At 48.8% G+C, this 21,666-nt stretch carries 19 protein-coding genes; 6 read left to right on the forward strand and 13 right to left on the reverse strand.

All coding sequences use genetic code 11. The annotated features are described in order from the left end of the window. Window positions 1-17: 17 nt before the first annotated feature. The 9 genes from dacB to grpE all read right to left on the reverse strand — a co-directional run bounded on the left by dacB (window position 18) and on the right by grpE (window position 11,224). Window positions 18-1,487: a D-alanyl-D-alanine carboxypeptidase/D-alanyl-D-alanine-endopeptidase gene (gene dacB / locus KME11_15400; protein MBW4516594.1), complete on the reverse strand. Its 1,470-nt coding sequence runs from the start codon at window positions 1,485-1,487 to the stop codon at window positions 18-20. Then, window positions 1,484-3,280, reverse strand: a complete 1,797-nt coding sequence (locus KME11_15405) for an FAD-dependent oxidoreductase (protein ID MBW4516595.1) — start codon at window positions 3,278-3,280, stop codon at window positions 1,484-1,486. Before KME11_15405 ends, dacB begins: the two co-directional genes overlap by 4 nt. Before the next feature lie 28 nt (window positions 3,281-3,308). Then, window positions 3,309-3,605: a DUF3493 domain-containing protein gene (locus KME11_15410; protein MBW4516596.1), complete on the reverse strand. Its 297-nt coding sequence runs from the start codon at window positions 3,603-3,605 to the stop codon at window positions 3,309-3,311. A gap of 30 nt (window positions 3,606-3,635) precedes the next feature. Beyond that, the gene (locus KME11_15415) at window positions 3,636-5,249 is read right to left on the reverse strand and encodes a pentapeptide repeat-containing protein (GenBank protein MBW4516597.1); all 1,614 of its coding nucleotides are present in this window, start codon (window positions 5,247-5,249) and stop codon (window positions 3,636-3,638) included. Window positions 5,250-5,640: 391 nt separating this feature from the next. Continuing rightward, window positions 5,641-6,735, reverse strand: a complete 1,095-nt coding sequence (rsgA, locus tag KME11_15420; protein MBW4516598.1) for a small ribosomal subunit biogenesis GTPase RsgA — start codon at window positions 6,733-6,735, stop codon at window positions 5,641-5,643. Between the two features lie 2 nt (window positions 6,736-6,737). Further along, window positions 6,738-6,998: a sulfurtransferase TusA family protein gene (locus KME11_15425; GenBank protein MBW4516599.1), complete on the reverse strand. Its 261-nt coding sequence runs from the start codon at window positions 6,996-6,998 to the stop codon at window positions 6,738-6,740. Beyond that, entirely contained in the window at window positions 6,995-8,125 is a 1,131-nt protein-coding gene (gene dnaJ / locus KME11_15430; protein ID MBW4516600.1) for a molecular chaperone DnaJ, read from the reverse strand. Before dnaJ ends, KME11_15425 begins: the two co-directional genes overlap by 4 nt. A 217-nt stretch (window positions 8,126-8,342) precedes the next feature. Continuing rightward, complete coding sequence (gene dnaK, locus KME11_15435; GenBank protein MBW4516601.1) at window positions 8,343-10,313, reverse strand: molecular chaperone DnaK; 1,971 nt, start codon at window positions 10,311-10,313, stop codon at window positions 8,343-8,345. A gap of 206 nt (window positions 10,314-10,519) precedes the next feature. Beyond that, window positions 10,520-11,224, reverse strand: a complete 705-nt coding sequence (gene grpE / locus KME11_15440; GenBank protein MBW4516602.1) for a nucleotide exchange factor GrpE — start codon at window positions 11,222-11,224, stop codon at window positions 10,520-10,522. A 237-nt stretch (window positions 11,225-11,461) separates the two neighbouring features. On the opposite strand from grpE, the gene KME11_15445 reads away from it, so the two are divergent. Genes KME11_15445 through bchD form a run of 3 tightly spaced genes read left to right on the forward strand, consistent with a single transcriptional unit; the run spans window position 11,462 to window position 15,558 of the window. Next, complete coding sequence (locus KME11_15445; protein MBW4516603.1) at window positions 11,462-12,547, forward strand: glycosyltransferase family 4 protein; 1,086 nt, start codon at window positions 11,462-11,464, stop codon at window positions 12,545-12,547. Between the two features lie 12 nt (window positions 12,548-12,559). Then, window positions 12,560-13,480 carry an LD-carboxypeptidase gene (locus KME11_15450; protein ID MBW4516604.1) on the forward strand — a complete coding sequence of 307 codons (921 nt, stop codon included), beginning with the start codon at window positions 12,560-12,562 and terminating at the stop codon, window positions 13,478-13,480. Between the two features lie 35 nt (window positions 13,481-13,515). Beyond that, window positions 13,516-15,558 carry a magnesium chelatase ATPase subunit D gene (bchD, locus tag KME11_15455; protein MBW4516605.1) on the forward strand — a complete coding sequence of 681 codons (2,043 nt, stop codon included), beginning with the start codon at window positions 13,516-13,518 and terminating at the stop codon, window positions 15,556-15,558. 62 nt (window positions 15,559-15,620) lie between these two features. On the opposite strand, the gene KME11_15460 is transcribed toward bchD, so the two are convergent. From KME11_15460 to KME11_15470, 3 genes are all read right to left on the reverse strand, one after another. Next, window positions 15,621-16,952 (reverse strand): hypothetical protein, encoded by a 1,332-nt coding sequence (locus tag KME11_15460; protein ID MBW4516606.1) that lies wholly within the window; start codon window positions 16,950-16,952, stop codon window positions 15,621-15,623. Between the two features lie 50 nt (window positions 16,953-17,002). Continuing rightward, on the reverse strand, window positions 17,003-17,788 hold the full coding sequence (locus KME11_15465; protein ID MBW4516607.1) for an RNA polymerase sigma factor SigF: 786 nt from the start codon (window positions 17,786-17,788) through the stop codon (window positions 17,003-17,005). A 140-nt stretch (window positions 17,789-17,928) separates the two neighbouring features. Beyond that, window positions 17,929-18,087: a hypothetical protein gene (locus KME11_15470; GenBank protein ID MBW4516608.1), complete on the reverse strand. Its 159-nt coding sequence runs from the start codon at window positions 18,085-18,087 to the stop codon at window positions 17,929-17,931. A gap of 78 nt (window positions 18,088-18,165) precedes the next feature. Between KME11_15470 and KME11_15475 the strand changes: the two genes are divergently transcribed. Both KME11_15475 and KME11_15480 read left to right on the forward strand, forming a co-directional pair. Further along, window positions 18,166-18,891, forward strand: a complete 726-nt coding sequence (locus KME11_15475) for a Bax inhibitor-1 family protein (protein ID MBW4516609.1) — start codon at window positions 18,166-18,168, stop codon at window positions 18,889-18,891. A 142-nt stretch (window positions 18,892-19,033) separates the two neighbouring features. After that, window positions 19,034-19,579 (forward strand): tetratricopeptide repeat protein, encoded by a 546-nt coding sequence (locus KME11_15480; GenBank protein MBW4516610.1) that lies wholly within the window; start codon window positions 19,034-19,036, stop codon window positions 19,577-19,579. A 170-nt stretch (window positions 19,580-19,749) separates the two neighbouring features. On the opposite strand, the gene KME11_15485 is transcribed toward KME11_15480, so the two are convergent. Then, window positions 19,750-20,526: a DUF1868 domain-containing protein gene (locus KME11_15485; GenBank protein ID MBW4516611.1), complete on the reverse strand. Its 777-nt coding sequence runs from the start codon at window positions 20,524-20,526 to the stop codon at window positions 19,750-19,752. 93 nt (window positions 20,527-20,619) lie between these two features. Between KME11_15485 and holA the strand changes: the two genes are divergently transcribed. Then, window positions 20,620-21,600 carry a DNA polymerase III subunit delta gene (holA, locus tag KME11_15490; GenBank protein ID MBW4516612.1) on the forward strand — a complete coding sequence of 327 codons (981 nt, stop codon included), beginning with the start codon at window positions 20,620-20,622 and terminating at the stop codon, window positions 21,598-21,600. Window positions 21,601-21,666 lie beyond the last annotated feature (66 nt).

Here is a 21,666-nt window from a genome sequence, read left to right on the forward strand (position 1 = left end):
AAGGGCATCTTTCTGCTCTAGCATTTTTGTAGTTGTGCTAGAAGCTCTACAATCTCATCGATCGCCTCTTGAATCTCCTCCACAGGTCGGTCAAATTGGTTAATCAGGATGCTGAATACCAGGGGAGAATAGTCTGGTGGTTCTAAGTAGCCAGACAGCGCGGTTGAGCCACTGAGAAACCCGGTTTTTCCTTGAAGCTTGCCCGCGACGGGGCTATTGAGAAATCGATTTTGCAACGAGCCAACTCTGCCCGCAACTGCTAAAGAATTTCGATAGGGTACTGCGTGAGGTGATGCCCCCATCCCTTGGAGAGTCTGTACTAAACTCTCGGGTGTTGCCCAGTTATGACGAGACACCCCAGATCCATCCCTCAGGTTATAGCCTGCCACATCTACGCCTAACTGAGTTAAGGCTTTTTTCACTGCTTCCACTCCCGCCTCTAAGCTAGAGCTTGCTTGGGGAGATCGGGTAATTCCTAAGGTTCGGAGCAGGCTTTCGGCGTAAAGATTATTACTTTCTTGATTGACCTTTGCAATTAGCCCTGGCAGAGATTCAGATTCTACGGCTGAAATTTCTGTTCCCTGGGCTCCAGTGCGTTCTGTGGTCACAAAAGATTGATTGACCTGAATATTCCACTGGCGCAGGGCTTGCTTAAAACGCTGAAGAAAATAGCGGGAGGGCTGAGTAATGGCGATCGCTGCTGTTTCTGGCCTTGAGCCGACTCGCAACTGTCCTCGAACATTGAGTTGCGATCGTTCTAGATCACGCCCGACTTGCAAAGACTCTTCTGCTGCGGCTGCGACTGTTTTAGAGCGATTACTGATTTGCCAACGAGTTGCTTCCGCTGGGTCATCCCAAACGATTCGCAAGGGTTGTCCTAAGTTTTGAGGAAAGAAGGTCAAGCCGATCAAATTTTCGTTGAGAATTAAACTGTTGACTGGAGCACCATATCCAGATTGGACATCTTCCCATTCCCAAGTGGGATTGGTGGCATCGCCTTGAAAATAACTATCGTCGGCAATCAGTTGGTCGATTTGGGTAATATTGCGATCGCGGATTTGCTTTGCTAACTGGTTGAGTTGAATATCTGTCAAGCTGGGATCGCCCCGCCCCACAACCCTTAGTATTACTTGATCTGAATGCACTTGGTAAACAGAAGTCCGAATGGTGTAGCGATCGCCCAATACTTCCAATGCTGCTGCCGTCGTCAGCAGTTTTAAGTTGGAAGCTGGAATGAAAAATCGATCGGCATCTTGGGCATAAAGCGTCTCGCGCGCTGCTTCGCAGATGCCGCAAGGGTCGCCTAGCGTTTGCACCAAAATTCCCCAGCGCGATCGCCGAAACTCAGGACGGTTGGTAACTGCCGAAATCTTATCTGGAAGCTGCGCCGAACAGATGCCTGTCTGAGCCGCAGCAGGCTTTAGCCATAACGTAACAATCAGTGTCGTTAAGCTGAGGAGCCACAAGAAAAGTCTGTTTTGCGTCATTTTCTTAGATTATCAGAGGACTGCGTCTCCAAATCCTTCAAGTGTTCCACGAGTATCCAATTCCCCGAGCGATTTAGCCGTCCTCGGACTTTAAGAAGTTGCCCATCACAACATTCTTTTAACTGTTGGTTGACCTCAGGATGAATAGTGACCAAAGCCAATCTTTGTTGCGGTGAATCCATTGATACGGTAAGCGTATAGTCTTGGTCAGCGCCACGTTGAAAAATTCCGGTAAAGGTTAAGCTTCCATCGATCGCAACGACTGTCTTAGCAGAAAACGTAGTCGGACAATTGCCATCTAATGGATACTTGTCAGGATGGTTGAGATAGTAATCTTGCCAGTGTTGCCAATCTGGATGATGGGAAGACAAGTTGAATAGAGGCACCAGCGCAGCAGGAGCGATCGCGTCTGCTAATAGCGCAGCTTGCACCAAATTCACTGGTAACTCCCTTGGCTGACACCCTTTTTCTATACACAGGGCTGCCGCCATTCCTGCCGCTTGCCCAATGCCCAAAACAATTGGCTGTAAACGGGTTGCCCCGTTGGCGATATGGGATACTGAAATATTTTTCTCACACACTAATAGCCCATCGGTTTCTGCCGGGATCAAGCATCGATAGGGCAGCGTGAAAGGTGTACCCGTCCAGCGTCCACCCCAACGAATTGACTTGGGCGTAAGGGGAAAGTCGTAGCCAGGATAGTGATGATCGTTAGCATAGTTGCCAATGGCGATCGCTTCACACCGTTGATGCTCGTTAAGGGGTAAAGCAGCTACAGTTCCTCCTGCGATCGGCAAAATATCTTGCTCACGGGCGATCGTCAATCCTCTCACCCGCCGACTTTCTCGGTAGTAGGGATGTAAGGCAAAGGCTCCACCTCCCAACCCCTCATGCAGAGGAAAAACATGATCTGCCAGTCCATACCGCTGTCCAAGCTGATTTCGTAGAAACCGAGCAAAGCTTTGAGAATGCCAATAAGCCTCCTGTAAAAACTCTTTCCGTGCTTCCTCTGATTTGACCAGCCGCCCTAAATTCACTCCATAGTCGTTTCCCTGCTGAGGCCAATTCATCATGAACTGATGCTCAGGCAATTGCCCATAGCTCAAAAGCTGCTCCCAGCCATACCTAGCCTCAGTTCCCACAAACGCTTCAGGCATATCTACCATTGGAGCAAGAATTTCTGGCGATACTGCTCCCCTTCCAAAATCCTGTAACACAACTACCCAAGTCGGAGCTTGAACTGGATACTTCTCAGTCATTGCATTGGCTCGAACTGGCGCGCTCGGCTCTCCCCACTGCGATCGCCATTCCCACCCCCAACGGTGAGGAACTTCCGCCAGCGCTAACACATCCCCTAGTTCAGTTCCATCTAAAATAACCTCTGCCCGGATGAGAAAATCAGCAAACCTTACTGCCGTAATCCTTTCACTTTTCCTCTCTATTTCTAAAGGCGTTTGGTGACTAATCCAACGCAAGTTCGGTAATGTCTTAACCCAATCGGCAAAAATTTCTGCGCCTATCTTAGGGGAATAGGTAAAGAAACTCACCCAACCATGATCCAGCGGCTGCCGTCGTTGGAGTTCTTTAATAAATGCACCCCAAATGCCCGTTTGAAATGCCAGTAACTCGTTGCCATCAGGAGCCGAAACCCCCGCCGACGTTAACATTCCCCCTAGCCAAGAAAATTCGCTAACCAAAATCGTTTGTACGCCGCGCCGCGCCGCTTGCAGTGCAGCAGCAGTGCCACCCGCTCCGCCTCCTACAACCAGGACATCAGTCTTCAGTTCTTCCATAACTTTAAAGATGCGAGTTCCTTTCACCTTAAGGCTTACGTTCTGCCCGCTGCTCCCAGCGAAATAATGCCACCATTAAGGCAACAATCCCCATCTGGAAGGCAAAATTGGGCAGAGCGTTACCAATATCTCGTCCTGCAATTAATTGGGTGAGGAACACAACTCCCCCGATCGCCCCTGATGCACCACAAGCAAAATAAACAAATTTTCTCAGCCCACGATAAGGAGCTTTTGCCTCTGCTTGAAGCTGGGCATAGAGTTGAGGGTCGAGCTTTCGTGGGTTTTCAGGACTTTTTGAAGCGTTTTGAGTCGAAAGATCAGGCATGGGTTTTAGGGAAGCAGGACTATCAAAAACTTACCACAATCCTCGTTTGCCGTTAGGGTGAACCGTTGCCCAATTGGTTCGTGCCAGTGTCAGTTGTTCTGCTGAAACTTTTGCTCCTGTTAAATCTGCTCCACAAAGGTTAGCCCCGCGCAAATTGGCATTGCTGAGATAGGAGTAGCTCAGGTCTGCTCCCCGCAAATCGGCACCTTCTAAATCAGCGTGGCTCAGGTAGGCTCTCGACAAATTTGCGTTTTTAACGCTGGCTTGGCTCAAACTGGCTCTACCAAAGTCAGCATTGAATAGGTTAGCGCCTTGTAAATTAATTTTATAAAGTTTTGCCTGGTGAAAATTGGCTCCAGACAAATCCGTCTTAGCTAAATTTAGCAAGCTCAAATCATGAGAATTAAAATCTCGCTTGCCTTTGGCATACGCTTCTAACAAAGCGGCGGCTGTTAGGTTAGGAATTTTAGTTGAAGTCTTGCTTGTTGTTTGCTCATCCGTTCTTTCTGAGGATGGAATAGCGGCGATCGCCTGTTGCATGACTGGATGGCGCGATACTCCAGTTTGTAAACTTGTTGCTTCAGAGTGGCTCTTGGCATGACGGGCGCGAATAGCAGCAGCCATGCGAGCAGAGGGAGAGGATGAAGCAGAAGACGTTGAATCATTGCGATCGATCGTGGAATGGGTATTGTGACGTGGGGTTCGCCCTGCCTGATTTGCCATACCCTTTGCCAAACTATCCATGTAAGGTTCTAATTCCAGTGCCCTCAGTACTTCAGTTGCATTCTGGTAGCGATGACGAACAGACACCTCCAGCATCTTTTTGAGAACTTCTGCCAGGTGGTCGCTGATGTGTACCAAATCTCGCCAGACCAATTCTCCGCTAGCAGGGTCGTACGCCATATCTTTGGGTGACTTAGTGGTGAGCAGATAGAGACAAGTAACTCCTAGTGCATAAATGTCACTGGCATAGACAGGACGCATTGCCATTTGCTCGGGAGGTGCATAGCCGGGTGTTCCAATAGCGTATGCCGTCAGTGCGGTTTGTTCAGAAGCTGTAGACAGGACAGGACTAACCTGATCTTTTACAGCGCCGAAGTCAATTAGAACTAACTTTTTATCTTGAGAACGCCGAATAATGTTGGCGGGTTTGAGATCACGATGAATCACCTGCTGGCTGTGAACGTATTGCATCAGCGGCAAAATTTCGCTGAGGAACTGTTTGATCCCAGATTCATTGAAAGCCCCCGATCGCTTGACCTCTTGCTGTAGCGTCGAGCCACTGACATATTCTTGAACCAGATAAAACTCTCGATTTACCTCAAAATAATCTAACAGGCGCGGAATTTGAGGATGGTTCCCAATTTTTCCTAAAGTCTTGGCTTCCCGCTGAAATAAATCTCGCGCCATTTGTAAGACGTGATAAGAAGTCGTTACGGGTCGCAATTGCTTAATTACGCAGTAAGGAGAACCGGGTAAAGATTCATCCTTTGCTACAAAGGTGGCTCCAAAACCACCTTGCCCTAATGCCTGAAGAACACGATAGCGATCGCGCATTAAAAGATTGGTTCCACAAGCTGCACATTGGTCAACAGTATTAGAATTCTCGGGATTAGGACAGGCAGGATTTAAGCAGTAGCTCATGCAGCATCACTCGCTTGATAAATTGCCAGGTATCGCCATCTTTACAGCAGATCTGACACCCTTCAGCTTTCTTACTATTCCCTGGCTAGATGGATAGAAGCTCAGTTTGATCAGGCAATCTATTTGAAGAGTTGCTGAAGAACCCGATAGTTTCACGAGAGTTTCTGTGTGAGTAACTCGTACATTATTCTTATCTAAGCAACTGAAGTAAGTAATTATACTCCTAGAAATCAATGTTCTGTGTTTCGAGCAACATAATTGTGCCTAGCCGTACTCTCTCAAGAATGAGAAGTGCTAATGAATGACCGATTAGCCCTGTCTGTATTTAACTTTAAGCCTAAAATTTCTTAGAACCCTGACATCCTAGGGAGAGCCACACTCTAAGGGCACATCAATCACTTTCTGTTAAGGATTCTTCGATGTCGTGACAGAGATCTCGAAGCGTTTGTTTTTGGGTTCGACGAGAGGGCTGACGATATTTTTTAGTCGCCAACTTAGGTTCAACTTGCAGTTGATTTTCTCCTTTGTTATTCATTAATTTTGTGCTTTCCTCGTCTTCGCTAGAGTGATTAAGGGTTTCCTGATAAACTATTGTTTCCTCTAAAAATGTTAAATAGTCGTCGTATCTCTCCCACATTCCTCTAACAACACAGTTAGGTTCGGTACGGTGCAAACAATTGCTAAACTGGCAGGAGTTTCCCATTAACTGTTGGCGTGCTTCAGGAAAATACTGTGCTAACTCGGTGGGTGTACAGTTTAAATCTGGCTGGTTAAAACCAGGGCTGTCGGCTAGTAAACCGCCCCCGGGCAGACGAAATAGCTCGACATGACGGGTAGTATGTCGTCCTCGACCCAGTTTGCCAGAAACTGAGTTAACCCTCAAATCAATAGCGGGAATAAGTCGATTAATTAAACTAGATTTGCCAACCCCAGAAGGGCCAGAAACGATCGTAATAGTATTGGCTAATTGTTGTTGTAGGACAGTTAAATTGCTGCTTTCCTGAAGGCTAATAATAACTGGATCGTAGCCCCATTGATGAAGGCGATCGCACCATTTCTGCCGCATCTCTGGCGTTACTAAATCACTCTTATTCAAACAAAGACTTACCGACAAACCCGTAGACTCAGCCTTAACTAAAAAGCGACTGAGTTGGAACGGATCTAAATTTGGTTCCGCAAGCGCAAATACCAGCAAGATTCGGTTGGCGTTGGCAACGGGTGGACGATCCATTTGAGTTTGGCGAGGTTCTACATCAGAAATTGCGCCTCGTCGGTCTACCCAATCTGGTTCTGCAACAGCTACGCGATCGCCTACCATAACCTGCTGCCCAATTTTTTTTAACCGCGATCGGCGGGTACAAAGTAAGTAATCAACTTCCCCTGCTTCTTCTGGAATAAAAGCATCCAGCCTCACTCGATAGTAATTGGCTTGAACAGCAACAACAGTTCCAACTGGAGCAGGGACAACTTGGGAATTGTTGCCCATACTCATAGTTCAGGCTCGTCTATCTGATAGGGACGACGAATCTTGAGGGTGAAAAAGTCAGTGCGCTCCTCAATTTGCTCGATTCCATAACCTTCCATTTTGAGGCTGTCTGGGACTTGCTCCATGGGTTCTCCTGCATCCAACCAAACCTCCAGAAGAGAACCAGGAGCCATCTTTTCTAGACGAAGTTTGGTACGAACAAAGTTAATGGGGCAGGGAGTTCCCCGGAGGTCGAGTTGAGCGTCAGGTATTAAATGGCTCATCCTCGAAAGAGTCCTCCAAATAATCCACCACTTTTGCTGAGGCGATCGCCCCGAATTTTTGCCAATTTTTCCAATAGTTCTTTTTCTTCGGCACTAATTTTAGTAGGAATGTCAATCGCAACGGTGATCAAGTGATCACCCCGACTCACAGGGTTGCCCAAACGGGGAACACCACGATTCTCCAGGGTAATGGTGGTATTGGGCTGAGTTCCGGGCGCGATCGTAACTTCCGCAGGACCATCTACAGTTTCAACTTCAATGCGATCGCCCAAAATTGCCTGCAAATAACTGAGCTTAATTTTAGAGAGAATATTGATGCCATCTCGCTGAAACTCGGCATCTTCGTTTACGAATAAGTAGACATACAAATCCCCAGGCGGACCGCTGCGTTGCCCAGTATCTCCCTCACTGGAAACTCGGAGGCGTGTGCCATTGTCGACCCCAGCAGGGATCGTAATCTTTAGCTTCTTCGCCTCTTGCTTCTGTCCGCTGCCGCCACACACATCACACTTGTCTTCGATCATTTGCCCTGTGCCGTTGCAGGTGGGGCAAACAGAAACTTGAGTAAAACTGCCAAAAGGAGTGCGGGTGGCGCGGCGCACTTGCCCAGCCCCAGTACAAGTTGAGCAAACTCGTGGCTGAGTGCCAGGTTTCGCACCCGAGCCGCTGCAAGTGGTACAAGTCTCTAAGTGGCTGATCCGAATTTCTTTTTCGCCGCCAAAGATTGCTTCTCGAAAATCTAGTTTAAGGTCAAGGCGTAAGTCATCGCCTCGGGTCGGTCCACCCCGTCTGCGCCCAGGTTGTTGCTGCTGACCCGCGCCACCTGAGAAGCCGCTGAAGAAGCTCTCGAAAATATCTGCAAAGCCGCCCAGGTCACTAAAGTCTTGGTAGCCAGCACTCGCAGCAGAACCTACCCCAGCTTCACCAAAACGATCGTAACGCGATCGCGTTTCGGGTTCAGAAAGGACTTCGTAAGCTCGATTAATTTCTTTAAAGCGCTCCTCGGCACCTGCGTCTTTGTTGACATCAGGATGATATTTACGAGCGAGCCGTCTGTAAGCGCGTTTCAGTTCCTCTTTGTCTGCGTTGCGCTGAACGCCAAGGAGTTCGTAGTAATCACCTGCCATAGAGCGTTGCTAAATAAGGGGGATGAAGAAGTTGAAAGTGGAGATTTGCTTTGCGCCATGATAGCTCATGGCTCACAATTTCCACCCACTCCATCCTAAACTAATCAGACAGGGAACGGCTGTCCATTTAAACATGCCATTTTTTAAGACAAGATGAATGGGGGGAACAGGCTTGAGCTTACTCCCTCTAAGTCAAGCCTGATAAGACTCTCTCAGCTTAATCAACGGCTTCATAATCAGCTGTGATCGTTTCGTCGTTTGCGAAGTCGTTGTCGTAATCATTAGAACTCTTGCATGCATCTGTATCGCTTGCCCAAGGAGCCGCCGCTGCATAGGCATATTCTCCTTCGCTGCGACTATTGCCCAAGCTAGGTTCTGCTGCCTGTTGATAGACAGCTTCGCCCAGTGTGTATAAAGTCTGCTGAAGTGCGTCTAGACACTGTTTCATCTCTTCCACGGTCACAGAACGGCTTGCCAGAGCTACTCGTAAATCAGAGACGCGATCTGCTGCCGATCGCTTGAGATCGTCGGTGATGAAGTCAGCGCTGTCTCGTAAAGTTGATTCGTAGCTGTAGAACAAGCTATCTGCCTGGTTGCGCAGCGTTACAAGCTGTCTACGTTGATCGTCATCTTCAGCGTAAAGCTCTGCCTCTTGGCGCATTCGCTCGACCTCGGCTTCACTCAATCCGCCAGTGTTGCTAATCGTGATGCCTTGCTCGCGTCCTGTGCCTTTGTCGCGGGCTGCAACCTGCAAGATACCGTTTGCGTCAATTTCAAAAGACACCTCAATTTGGGGAACGCCTCTAGGTGCAGATGGGATGCCTGTTAGCTGGAACTTCCCAAGGCTCTTATTATCTCTTGCCAGTGCCCGTTCGCCTTGCAGTGCATGAACTTCAACAGAGGTTTGACCGTCTGTGGCAGTAGAGAAAGTTTGGGTTTTGCTGCTGGGAATCGTGGTGTTGCGCTCAATAACTTTAGTGAAAACTTCACCTAAGGTTTCGATACCCAAGGATAAAGGAGTCACGTCTAGCAGGAGCAGATCCTTGACTTCGCCGCCCAGTACGCCTGCTTGAATGGCCGCACCCAATGCTACGGCTTCGTCAGGGTTGACAGAGCGATCGGGCATTTTGCCGCCAAAGTGCTTTTGAATTGCCTCTTGAACAGCTGGGGTACGAGTTGAGCCGCCAACGAGGATAATGCGATCGATTTGATCGGGAGAGAGATCGCAGTCTTTCAAAGCCTGGGTAACCGGGTCGATGGTTGCCTGGACTAAGGGCGCGACTAACTCTTCAAAATGGGCACGGGTCAGCTCCATTTCTAGATGCTTCGGGCCTGTCTCATCTGCCGTGATAAATGGCAAATTGACAGTCGTCGTCAGCATTGTAGAGAGTTCAATCTTTGCCTTTTCGGCAGCTTCTCTCAGACGCTGAAGCGCCATTTTGTCAGTCAAAAGGTCAATTTGTTCTTGCTGCTGAAACTTCTGTCTCATCCACTCAACTAAGAGGCTATCGAAGTCATCACCGCCTAAACGATTGTTGCCAGAGGTGGCTTTGACTTCAAAAACGCCATCGCCTAACTGCAGCACAGAGACATCGAACGTACCGCCGCCCAAGTCAAAGACTAAGACAGTTTGATCTTGGTGCTGCTTCTCTAATCCATAGGATAGGGCGGCGGCAGTCGGCTCGTTAATGATGCGCAGGACTTCTAGCCCTGCAATAGTTCCAGCGTCTTTGGTGGCTTGGCGCTGGGCATCAGTAAAGTATGCCGGAACGGTAATTACAGCTTGATTAACTGTTTCGCCTAAGTAGTTTTCAGCATCCTGCTTCAATTTTTGCAGGATCATGGCGGAGACTTCTTGGGGGGTGTAGGCGTTGCTTCTAATTTGCACGTCTACTGTTTCATCGCGCCCTTTGACACAGACGTAGGGAACCCGACACCGCTCTTGTTCGGTATCATTCCAGCGGCGACCAATAAATCGCTTAATGCTAAAAACTGTGTTTTCGGCGTTGGTAACGGCTTGCCGTTTGGCAAGTTGCCCCACGAGCCTTTCGCCTGTTTTGCCAAACCCCACAATGCTGGGCGTGGTTCGCCCTCCTTCAGAGTTAGAGATTACAACAGGCTTACCGCCCTCAAGAACGGCTACACAACAGTTGGTTGTGCCCAGGTCAATGCCAATGACTTTTCCCATAATTTGCGTTCGTGTCTGTGTTCGAGTGAATGAGCGCACAACTGAGAGTACGGCTCAATAGAACCCATTTCATCCTTGCTGAAGTATTCCTCAATCTATGGGAAATACGATCAAGGACACTCGAAAAACTTTGTAACGAATGCATGACCCTTGCAGAGACTAGTAATCGCCGCAGATTAGAAAAGCATTGGCATTTTAGGAATAAATTAGCCTATATCTGATAATCCGTCGTCTGGACTATCGCCATCGGGGGCAGCAGCGACTTTGACCAGGGCGTGCCGAAGGATACGATCGCCCATCATGTACCCGCGCACCAGTTCTTCCATAACTGAACCTTCGGGGAACTCGCTGGTGGGTTCTCTCATTACGGCTTCGTGCAGGTTGGGGTCGAAGTCCTGACCTTCTGCCCGCATGGGAGATACGCCAATGCGCTTGAGAGAATCTACAAGTTGCTTGTAGATGCCCTGGTAGCTCTTGTGAATGGTGGTTTCGGCTTCGTTTTGCGGCTTGATGTGCGATCGCGCCCGTTCAAAGTTATCGACTACAGAAAGCAGTTCGTTAATGGTGGCAATTTTTACCTGAACTTCCAGGTCTTCTTTCTCTTTCGCTGTCCGTCTCCGGTAGTTCTCAAAATCTGCTGCCAAGCGCTTTTGCTGATTGGTCAGTTCTTCAACTTGGGCTGAGCGATCGTCAAGCTGAGCCTTCAATGTATTAATGCTCTGAGTTAATTCTTTAACATGGGCATCCTGTGCCTCAGGGGTTGGTTCTGGGCTAAGGTCAAACGGCTCTGTTTCCGCGTCCAGGATAAGCTCCTCTGCGATCGCTGGCTCAGGAACCAAATTTTCGTCCTGAGATTGAGGTTCGTTTGCGGTTTCTAGATTTATTTCAGCAGACATGGGCTGTTGTTCCATTTGCTCTAAATTCTCTGAGATCTTAGCCGCTGGCTCTTGAATATTTTCTAGTGGGTTCCATTCATTCATAATTATTACTAATTTCAGACTATCCTAATCCAACAGAACTTCTAGCGCTGATGAGATGGGATCGGTCAAACTTCTAAAAGATCACTTCTGATTGTAACGATTTAATGTGAGTAGCATCTCACGAGTTACTGATCTCTTGGTTCAACTTTTTATAAAATCTGGAAGCCCGTGAATTCTGCTCGAAATCCTCTTAATTTACTGCTGCTTTCAACCCCAGTAGGTGCTTTAGGCTCAGGGTTGGGAGGAGGTGTAGAGCTAACGTTGCGAAATATTGCATTGGAGTTGATGGGACGAGGGCACTCGGTAGACATTCTGGCTCCGATGGGTTCGGGTATGCCAGGGCTCTCGATCGCCCCAATTGGCGGCAAGCTTCATACCACAGCCCAAACCCAGGGACGCAATGCTCCTATTGAGATGCCTGGAGATTCGGTGTTAGCGAATATGTGGGAATACGCCCGTGAGAATCAGGACAAGTACGATTTGCTGGTGAATTTTGCTTATGATTGGCTGCCTTTCTACCTGACTCCTTTCTTGGAGACTCCGATCGCCCATTTGGTTAGTATGGGTTCTTTGACTTTGGCGATGGATGCTGTCATTGGGCAAACTGCTGTTCGGTTTCCCGGAACAATTGGGGTGCATAGTCGGGCGCAGGCAGAGACGTTCGAGTTTGCAGATAGGTGTCGATGTTTGGGGAATGGCATCGATTTAAAGATCTACGATTTTTGTGCCGAGCCAGAGAATTATTTGGGTTGGGTAGGGCGGATTGCGCCTGAGAAAGGAATTGAAGATGCGATCGCGGCTGCCGATCGCCTAAGCATCCCGCTCAAAATTTGGGGAGCTATGCCCGACTTGGATTACTGGGACAAAATTTGTATGTTTTATCCTGATGCCGCTTTCACCTACGAAGGGTTTCTATCTACCAAAGCTCTACAGAAAGCTTTAGGTCGCTGTCAAGGATTACTGATGACCCACAAATGGGTGGAGGCGTTTGGAAATGTGGCGATCGAAGCGCTTGCCTGTGGCGTTCCTGTGATTTCTTACCAGCGAGGCGGCCCTGCCGAGATTGTGCAAGATGGCGTGACGGGTTGGTTAGTGAAGCCAGATAGCTTAGATGGGCTAGTCGAGGCGATCGCCCATCTGCCGCAGATCGATCGCCAAGCCTGCCGCTACCGTGCTGAAGCAGAATATTCAATGCTGTCAATGGGCGATCGTATGGAAGCCTGGTTTTACGATATTTTAGAAGCCAAAGTCTAAAATCTAAAATTCATGCGCCCTTGTACTGTTCCCGCTCCTTTGCGCCCCGGTGATCTGCTTTACGTCATCGCGCCCAGCGGTGCGCTGAGGGAGTTTACCGCTTTTCAAAAGGGTGTTGAAATTTGGCGATCGCGGGGCTACCGCGTGGAGCTATGTCCAGGCTACGACAATCGCTGGGGCTACTTGGCTGGGACGGATGAGGGACGGCGATCGCAGCTTGAATTTGCCCTCAAAAATCCAGAATGCCGAGGGATTCTCTGTGCCAGAGGCGGATATGGTGGGGCGCGACTGTTGGAGAACTGGCAGTGGATTACTTCTGAACCTAAGTGGCTGATTGGGTTTTCGGATATTACTAGCTTACTGTGGCGCTTCAGCCTGGAGGGGATTTCTAGTGTTCATGCCCCGTTGCTAACAACTTTGGCGGCGGAGCCAGAGTGGTCGGTGCAGCGATTATTTGATTGGGTAGAAGGGCGATCGCTTGCGGGTGTCTCAAAGAGGGCGTTACCTCCGTTGAACGGCGAAGGCTGGGGCAAGGGTCAGGCAACCGGACTTTTGTTACCTGCCAATCTCACTGTGGCGACTCATCTACTCGGAACGCCAATTCAAGCGTCCTTAGAAAATGTAATTTTGGCGTTTGAAGATGTGACTGAAGCGCCCTATCGCATCGATCGAATGTTGACCCAGTGGCGAATGAGCGGCGCATTTGAGCAAGTTAAAGGGATTGCCCTAGGTCGATTTAGCCAATGTGAGCCGCCTGTCAATGTGCCCAGTTTTACTGTGGAAGAAGTGCTACGCGATCGCCTCTCCGATTTAGGAATCCCGATCGTTTCAGGCTTGCCCTTTGGTCATGATGGCGAAAATGCTGCCCTGCCCGTTGGCGTTCCAGCCCAGTTAGATGGTGAGCAAGGCACCTTAACTGTAGGCGTTGCTTGATATGCTAGAAGGTGCGACTCGCCAAAATGAAAACCATGCCTGCCCTGACCAGTTCCCCCATGACGAATGCTTTTCCTCTGACCGCAGTGGTTGGACAAGAGGCAATTAAGCTTGCTCTTTTGTTGGCTGCGATCGATCCAGCGCTAGGAGGTGTGGTAATCGCGGGGCGGCGCGGCACAGCAAAATCTGTGATGGCACGGGCGATTCATGCGTTGCTGCCACCGATTGAAGTGATTCAAGGCTCTTACTGTAACTGCGATCCCAGCCGTCCCAGCGAGTGGGATGACGAAACGATCGACAGAGCCAGCCACTCCAATGAATTGCCTACCGAAATCATTCCTTCGCCATTCATTCAAATTCCTTTAGGTGTAACAGAAGACCGTCTATTGGGGTCAGTCGATGTTACTCAGTCAATTAAGCGAGGTGAAACTATCTTCCTGCCAGGGCTTTTGGCAGAAGGACATCGGGGCGTTTTGTACATTGACGAAATCAATTTGTTAGACGACCAGGTGGCGAATCTTCTGCTAGGGGCGTTAACTGATGGGCACAACCAGATTGAACGGGAAGGAATCAGCTATCAGCATCCTTGTAAGCCGCTGTTGATCGCCACTTATAATCCAGAAGAAGGGGAATTGCGAGAACATTTACTGGATAGAATTGCGATCGCCCTTTCTGCCGATGCTGTGCTAGGGCTCGATCAGCGCGTTGCAGCAGTAGATCAAGCCACTGAATACGCCGACTCTCCCCAAGCGTTTCTGCAACAGTACGCCGAAGACCTGGATTCAATGAAAACTCAGATCATTCTGGCGCGGGAATGGCTCAAAGAGGTCCAGATTGCCCGTGAGCAAATTACCTATTTGGTCAGCGAGGCGCTGCGGGGTGGCGTTCAAGGACATCGGGCAGAGTTATTTGCCGTCCGGGTAGCAAAAGCCCATGCTGCCCTAGATGGACGAACCGACGTAACCGCAGAAGATTTGCGGCGGGCTGTTGAGTTGGTCATTGTGCCCCGCTCAACGATCGTTCAGACTCCGCCCGATGAAGCACCGCCGCCACCGCCGCCACCTCAGCCCCCACAGCAAAACGAGCAGCAGGACGAGCCAGAGGAAGAAGACGAAGAGGATGACGACGAGCAGCCTGAGCAAGAGCCACCAATCGTTCCTGAAGAATTTATCTTTGACCCAGAGGGTGTAATTCTTGACCCGACGGTGCTTTACTTCGCTCAAATGGCGCAAAAGCGTGGAAAATCAGGTGCGAACAGCATTATCTTCTCCGAAGATCGGGGGCGCTACATTAAGCCAATGCTGCCCAAAGGTGGAAAAGTCCGACGCATTGCGGTCGATGCCACTTTGCGGAGTGCCGCACCCTATCAAAAAGCGCGACGACAGCGGTATGAGCAGACACAAGAAGGTTCGCTATCTCGCAAGAACGTTTTTGTGGAGCAAGGGGATATTCGGGCAAAGCGATTGGCTCGGAAGGCTGGCTCGTTGATTGTATTTGTGGTGGATGCGTCGGGATCGATGGCGTTGAATCGGATGCAGTCTGCTAAGGGCGCTGTGATGCGGCTGTTGACTGAGGCTTACCAAAACCGCGATGAGATTGCATTGATTCCGTTTCGGGGAGAACAAGCAGAAGTGTTGCTGCCCCCAACTCGCTCAATTTCGGCAGCGCGGCGGCGACTGGAGCGAATGCCCTGTGGCGGTGGATCGCCGCTAGCGCACGGGCTAACTCAGGCGGTGCGGGTCGGTACGAACGCCCAAAAGTCGGGAGATATTGGGCAGGTTGTGATTGTGGCGATTACTGATGGACGAGGCAATATTTCGTTGGCGCGATCGCTGGGTGAGCCGATTGTGGAAGGGGAAAAGCCGGACATTAAGGCAGAATTACTGGATATTGCTGGGAAGATTCGAGCTTTAGGAATTCAGCTATTGGTGATTGATACCGAGAATAAGTTTGTTTCGACGGGGTTTGCTAAAGAACTGGCGAAACACGCAGGTGGAAAGTATTATCACTTGCCGAAAGCAACCGATCAGGCGATCGCCGCCATGACCAAAGGCGCACTACGCGACATGACCCGCTAAAAAAGCCCTTTTCTTACGCATAAATAAACTTGGTAGTATTTCACTGATAACCTTGCACTGGCTTACTTTATCCTCCGTAACGCGGCAGTTTGTGCCAAAGTCTGTGCCGAATTGTATGGGTTGTCTACGCGATAGACTTCAACTTTGTTTTCTCCTTGAAGTTGCTTTAGCACTTCCTTCGCTGCTGATTCGCTATGCCCCAATTCAGTTAAGTGAAAGCGGAGAAATCGAACAAGACCAACAAAACCATTGGGTCGATTTGAGTAGAATTCTTCCTGATCACGTAACTCATCCAAAAACTCTGCTTCTGTCAAAGAACTGGTTTGTAATATTGGCGTGTCCTTTAAGCTGTCAGGTGGTAAAGGATCTTCATCTATGGTACGTGCAATGATTTGTTCTTGAACCGCCTCACGTTCAACCTGGGTAATTACTGGTTGCTCAGGTGATTCATAAGCCTCACCAATGATTAGAATAAGTTCATCTGCAATTCGTTTACCGTTAGTCAAATCCTCCTTAGTAAAAAGATTAGTATGTGCAATCTTATTTCTAAGCAATTCCCAATCTTTCCACTTTGATTTGAAGTCTCGGTCTGCGAATGCTGTCTTGAAAAATTTATGGTAGTTTGATTGGAGATCAGATTTAAGTTTTTTGAGAGCCTCGATATCTTCAGGCAGGTGCCTTACGCGGTACTCAATATCTTCACGGGTTAGAAATCCTGAAGTTTGTTCAAAGATCAGTTCACCAAGTTCGTCAAAATCGATTAAGAAAGCGCTATTGTCAATACTTGAACCAAAGACACGTTCATTTTTCTTTCGCATTTTCACTTTGTCATCCATCTCTTTGGATGCGCTGACTTTCCACCAACCACCGCCGAAGCGCGTTGTCATGACATGCGTCAGGTATCCGCGTAATCTATTCTCTACTCGGTACAGGTAGGGGTATAGTTCGCAAGCAATATGCTCAGATACCTCATCTTTCGTGATGTATCTATGCTCAAATTCTTGCGCTTTGATGTAATCGACGATCAGAACCCTCAATGGCTCGATTGCGTCAAATTCGCCAGTCAGACTAATGGAAAACGCCCGCGTTGCTGCTTTAGGCGGTGCCTCTTTACTTACCTTTGCGGCTTGATTGGCGACTTGAAGGAAAGTCGTGCCATCTTCAATTTTCAGAGTTTTTTGATTCAACTCAGGAGTATGCCAGAGTCCTGAGAAGCTACGTATTGCATATAATAGGCTCAACGCATTCTCATATCGTGTTTTCCTACCTGGATCGAGCACCAGCATTTCAAAATTCACAGAACTCATATGAGGTTCTACTCCAAAAATTATCGTATTGATATCGAAAACGCTGATATGTTCTAGAAATATTGTTTTCGTCTGTTGAGGTGTCATAGGTAACGTCTCTACGGAAGCTCAACCATTAGGTCTAGACCACTAGCCGCTTAAGGGTCAGTCTGCAAAGCCTGGGGCTGTAAATACGTCACCATCTGCTCTAGTCCTCGCTGAATGCGACGGGTGACGGTCATGGGGCTAACCCCAATGCGTTCGGCAGCTTCTTTGCGGGAAAGATCGTTGAAGAAGACAAACTCGATCGCCGCTCTGGTTTTATCTTCGAGTTGGCAGAGGGCATGCTGGAGTTGTTGACGGTCTTCTTCTAAACGTTGGATGACCTGGTAGTGTGTGTCGGGTAGGGTTTCGCCGAGGGTAATGGAGGAATCAATTTGCTGAGAAACGGTGGCATCCAGGCTGAGGGGCAGACGGTTTTTGACCGCCATTTTGATTTCGCGCCATTCGTAGACAGAAATGCCTAGTTCATCGGCGATCTCAGAATCGAGGGGTTGTCGTCCCAGGTCTTTAGTTAGTTCAACCCGGACTTTCTGCCCTTCTTTCTGCAAGTCTTGCCAACGACGAGGGACTTTAACCGAACTACTGCGATCGCGCAGAAAATGCAGCATCTCACCCCGAATATAGGGGACTGCGAACGAGCTAAAGGCGCAGCCCTGAGCCGGGTTAAAGCGCTCGATCGCCCGGATTAAACCTAAATAGCCAATTTGTTCGAGGTCTTCGTAGGGTTCAGCACACTGATGGCTGACCCGATGAGCAATCTTGCGAACTAATCCAGCATTGAGGCGGACTAGCTTGTTGCGAAGGGCTACCGAGGGCTTGTGCTGGTATGCCATCAGCAGTTCCATGCTACGGGAGCGGAGAGAGGATTGAGCAGCTATCATCTTAAGAATCCACCTTGCGTCTGAATCTGTTGCCATGCGTCCGATATGGCTCATTGTCGGTATTAGAGACAGGGCAAACCATCGTTATTCCACTGGGATAGAATTTTGTCTCCGTAGAGGTGTAAGCAGAAACACTGACCCTACGGAGATAGACAGAAAGATTGATGGCTAAAGGCTTGTAGAACGATGGGGTAAAGATGGAGCGACCGCTCGTCCGTGAGATGGCTTAAAATATAGACAGGTCTGGATTTGAGATTGAGGGCGATCGCCTTTTTGGGGAGGGTTACGGTTATCTGCAAGTCTGTCAACCTCTCTTAGGGCATCCTGGAGCTTCCGTACAAAAAACCTGATTCACTGTCAATTAAGAGACGAAGCACATGAGCAACACTAGTAACTTTAGAGAAGCGATTCGGAAATCCAAAGGGCAAGCATTAGTAGGTCCTAATGTGATTGCCAATGCCTTGCCTTACCTTGGCGGCGGCTTAGTTCTGACTGCCCTTGGAACCTACGGTGGTTTGAGCGTTATTCAAAGTAACTACAGCATCTTTATGCCCACCTTTATTGGGGCAATGGTGCTGCAACTGATTCTTTTCTTTGTGGCGCGTGGTGTGGCTGAAAAAGGCAATAATGCTGTGGCTTTGCCGCTATTGGCAACCTATAGCCTACTGACTGGCTATACCTTGAGCGGCTTAGTAGCGGTTGCGCTAGGAACAGCAGGCGTTGGCATTGGCGGCGTAGGAGTTGCTGCTCTAGGCTGTGGCGTTACCTTTGTGGTAGCACGGCAAGTGGGGTCTAATCTTTCTGAACAAGATGGTAATGCGCTATCTCAGACAGTTCGCTTAGGGGTGATTGCTCTGTTAGTGGTAATGGTTGGACAGCTAATTAGTTCGCTGTTAGGCTTTTACACGCCAACTTGGTTAGAAATAGGCATCTCTGGAATTGGCGTTTTGCTGTTTGCAGGTGCGGCTGTAGTGGATTTCCATACGCTGCCTCGCATTTATCGCGATGACCAAGGGATCCCGGCGGCTTTGTCGATGTATTTGACTTACATTAACCTGTTTGTTTTTATTTTACGGTTCTTGCTAGCCATGAACCGCGACTAAAAGTGGAGTGTTCGTAAGCTAAGTGAGTGACCTATGAGGTTGAGTCGGGCGGGAGCGATCGCGCCCGACTTGTTTTTGGGGGGTAGGGATGCGGTAGGCTGAAATAAACTGATGAAAACTGTTGATTTAAAACTTAGGACTTATGAACGATAGTCAGCTTCTGTTGGTTTATCTAAGCATTTTGGTGGCGCTACTAGCAGGGGTTGGCTGGTTTTTATTTCGCCAAATCTTTAAGACCCGCCGAGTAGAAGGAACAATGACGCGGCTTCAAAATAAGCTCAATGAGGGAACAGGAACCGCGAAAGAGCATTATGAATTGGGCAGTATTTTACTAGATAAGCAGCTTTACAAACCCGCGATCGCTCAGTTTCAAAAAGCGCTCAAAGCAAAAGACCTGGAAGGATCTGAAAATATTGCCATTATCTACAATGCGTTAGGGTTTACCTACGCAGCGCAAGAGCAGTATGACTTGGCAATTAAGCAATATAAAGAAGCCCTCGAATTACAGACTGGATATTCTACAGCTTGGAACAACCTAGGATTTGCTTATGAGAAGAAGCAATTAACCACTCAAGCTCTCGAAGCTTACGACGAATCCTTAAAGTCTGATCCTAAGAATGCAACGGCAAAGCGTCGATCTGCTTCTCTACGGAAGCGTTTAGTCCCTTCTTCTGGCGTTGCGGAATAGTCTTCAACGCTGGTTCTCTAGAGGGGCTTTGAGTGGATTTCTTTTCTAACAACGCCCCTCTTAGAATCTGACTCTTGCTCAATTCGCTTTCCCTATTTAATGGGTGGTCAAAGGGGCAGCCCACCAGATCATCTGTAATCTCCGTACTGTTTGCAGGTAACACAGGGCATTTAGAGGTCTAACGCTGCCCACTCGGGTTCGCGATAGTAGCGGGTCATGTCGTCAAACTTCCGGAGCTCTGCTCGATGCACCCAAATTTCTTGGGGTGAGTCTACATCCAATGCTTGCTGACTCAAGGACGTGAGCGTTTGGCTAATACTCTGACGGTCTGCTGTGGCTGCTGCATCGCCGAAATAGCCTAGAGTGACGTGGGCAGTAAAGTTGTATTGCTGCTCAATGCCTAGGGCAATTAGGTCAGGGTTTTGGTAGATGGCTTGACGAACCTGCAATACTTGCTCGTAGGAAGATTCGTCGCTAGGGGCAAGGCAAACGCCGATGGCACGGGTTCTGAGGAATAGCCCCATAACTTGCCAGTGAATTGGCTTTTCTCCTTTTTTACATTTTTGAAGGCTTTGGGCAACTCGCTGCTGTAGCTCTGCCTCAAAGGTGGGAGATTCGCTAGCGTGACGATAGGCGCTGTCCCAGATGAGGTCGGCAATAGTCATGTGGAAGCTGGAGGAGGGCACCGGGAAAAACACGCCTGGATCAAGCTGCGCGGTAATCTGCTGTTGATGGTGTTCTAGATATTGGTAGAACGCGGTGTTTTTATCATCTTCGACCCAAGGCGGCGTTAGGAGGGTGTAGCCAGGGAATGGGGTAGCTTGAACTTGCCCTTCGGATGGCTGAAACTTGGGAGATGGCTGAATATGCTGTACTTGAGACTGATAAGCCTCTGGTAAGGTCATCCGCGCTACTCGATTAACGTAAATTTGATAAGAGTCGTCCAATCTACCTGTCCTCTTTTTCCAACTGGGGCGATCGCATTTTATAGCTTCAATTAATGTAACGGGAATCTGAGCTAAAAAATTAGGGAGTAGGGCATGGCAATTTATTTTTTTTGGGGAGAAGATGACTTTGCATTGGGGCAGGCGGTAGCGGCACTGCGCGATCGCACGGTTGATCCAGATTGGGCAAGTTTTAACTACGATAAGCTGCCCGCAGATCAAACCGATGCAGTCGTTCAGGGTTTGAATTTGGCAATGACTCCTGTGTTTGGAACCGGGAGCCGATTGGTTTGGTTGGCAGATACCCTTTTGGCGCAGCGATGTCCAGACGATTTGCTAAGAGAACTAGAGCGGACTTTACCCGTTTTACCTGAAACCACAGTGCTGCTGCTCACTTCTTCAAGCAAATTAGACGGACGCTTGAAGTCTACAAAATTGTTTCAGAAGGTGGCAGAGATTCGGGAGTTTTCGCCAATTTCGCCCTGGAAGACCGATTTGTTGATACAAAATGTGCGGCAGGTCGCGCAATCGGTGGGTGTGAAGCTGACGAATGGGGCGATCGAGCTATTGGCGGAGGCAGTCGGAAATAATTCTCGGCAACTTTATAGTGAAATGGAAAAGCTGCGCCTGTATGTAGGAGAGAGCCAAGCTCCTGTAAATGAGGCGGCTGTACTGAACTTGGTGACGGCTCATACTCAAAATAGTTTGCAGCTGGCAGTGGCAATTCGGCAGGGAGACACAGCGAAGGCGTTGACTTTAGTGTCTGACTTGTTTAGCCGTAATGAGCCTGGGTTGCGGATTGTGGCAACGCTGGTGGGACAGTTTCGGACGAGGCTCTGGATCAAGCTGATGATGGAGACAGGAGAGCGGGACGAACGAGAGATTGCCCGATTAGCAGAGATTGGCAATCCGAAGCAGGTTTATTTTTTGCAGAAAGAGGTGAAGCCGCTACGGTTGGCAAGTCTCCAGCAGACGTTGCCGATTTTGATGGAGTTGGAGTTTGGGTTAAAGTTTGGTGCTGATCCGTTGGAGTTAATGCAGATGAAGGTGATGGAACTGTGTCAGCTTTATGTCTAAGTTTATGGCTAAGTTCTTTTTGCAGGATCTTTTCTGCAAGATTGTCAATGCGTGGAACTTCCTACC

Origin of the sequence: Timaviella obliquedivisa GSE-PSE-MK23-08B, from assembly GCA_019358855.1 — a bacterium.
GTDB classification, from domain to species: Bacteria; Cyanobacteriota; Cyanobacteriia; order Elainellales; family Elainellaceae; genus Timaviella; species Timaviella obliquedivisa.

What these genes read in the sequence shown, in the direction of transcription:
- KME11_15480 (MBW4516610.1), top strand. Translation starts at nt 19,034, where the DNA reads ATGAACGATAGTCAGCTTCTGTTGGTTTATCTAAGCATTTTGGTGGCG.
- dnaK (MBW4516601.1), bottom strand. Translation starts at nt 10,313, where the DNA reads ATGGGAAAAGTCATTGGCATTGACCTGGGCACAACCAACTGTTGTGTA.
- KME11_15425 (MBW4516599.1), bottom strand. Translation starts at nt 6,998, where the DNA reads ATGAGCCATTTAATACCTGACGCTCAACTCGACCTCCGGGGAACTCCC.
- KME11_15475 (MBW4516609.1), top strand. Translation starts at nt 18,166, where the DNA reads ATGAGCAACACTAGTAACTTTAGAGAAGCGATTCGGAAATCCAAAGGG.
- grpE (MBW4516602.1), bottom strand. Translation starts at nt 11,224, where the DNA reads ATGGAACAACAGCCCATGTCTGCTGAAATAAATCTAGAAACCGCAAAC.
- bchD (MBW4516605.1), top strand. Translation starts at nt 13,516, where the DNA reads ATGCCTGCCCTGACCAGTTCCCCCATGACGAATGCTTTTCCTCTGACC.
- holA (MBW4516612.1), top strand. Translation starts at nt 20,620, where the DNA reads ATGGCAATTTATTTTTTTTGGGGAGAAGATGACTTTGCATTGGGGCAG.
- KME11_15450 (MBW4516604.1), top strand. Translation starts at nt 12,560, where the DNA reads ATGCGCCCTTGTACTGTTCCCGCTCCTTTGCGCCCCGGTGATCTGCTT.
- rsgA (MBW4516598.1), bottom strand. Translation starts at nt 6,735, where the DNA reads ATGGGCAACAATTCCCAAGTTGTCCCTGCTCCAGTTGGAACTGTTGTT.
- KME11_15460 (MBW4516606.1), bottom strand. Translation starts at nt 16,952, where the DNA reads ATGACACCTCAACAGACGAAAACAATATTTCTAGAACATATCAGCGTT.
- dnaJ (MBW4516600.1), bottom strand. Translation starts at nt 8,125, where the DNA reads ATGGCAGGTGATTACTACGAACTCCTTGGCGTTCAGCGCAACGCAGAC.
- KME11_15415 (MBW4516597.1), bottom strand. Translation starts at nt 5,249, where the DNA reads ATGAGCTACTGCTTAAATCCTGCCTGTCCTAATCCCGAGAATTCTAAT.
- KME11_15405 (MBW4516595.1), bottom strand. Translation starts at nt 3,280, where the DNA reads ATGGAAGAACTGAAGACTGATGTCCTGGTTGTAGGAGGCGGAGCGGGT.
- KME11_15465 (MBW4516607.1), bottom strand. Translation starts at nt 17,788, where the DNA reads ATGATAGCTGCTCAATCCTCTCTCCGCTCCCGTAGCATGGAACTGCTG.
- KME11_15410 (MBW4516596.1), bottom strand. Translation starts at nt 3,605, where the DNA reads ATGCCTGATCTTTCGACTCAAAACGCTTCAAAAAGTCCTGAAAACCCA.
- dacB (MBW4516594.1), bottom strand. Translation starts at nt 1,487, where the DNA reads ATGACGCAAAACAGACTTTTCTTGTGGCTCCTCAGCTTAACGACACTG.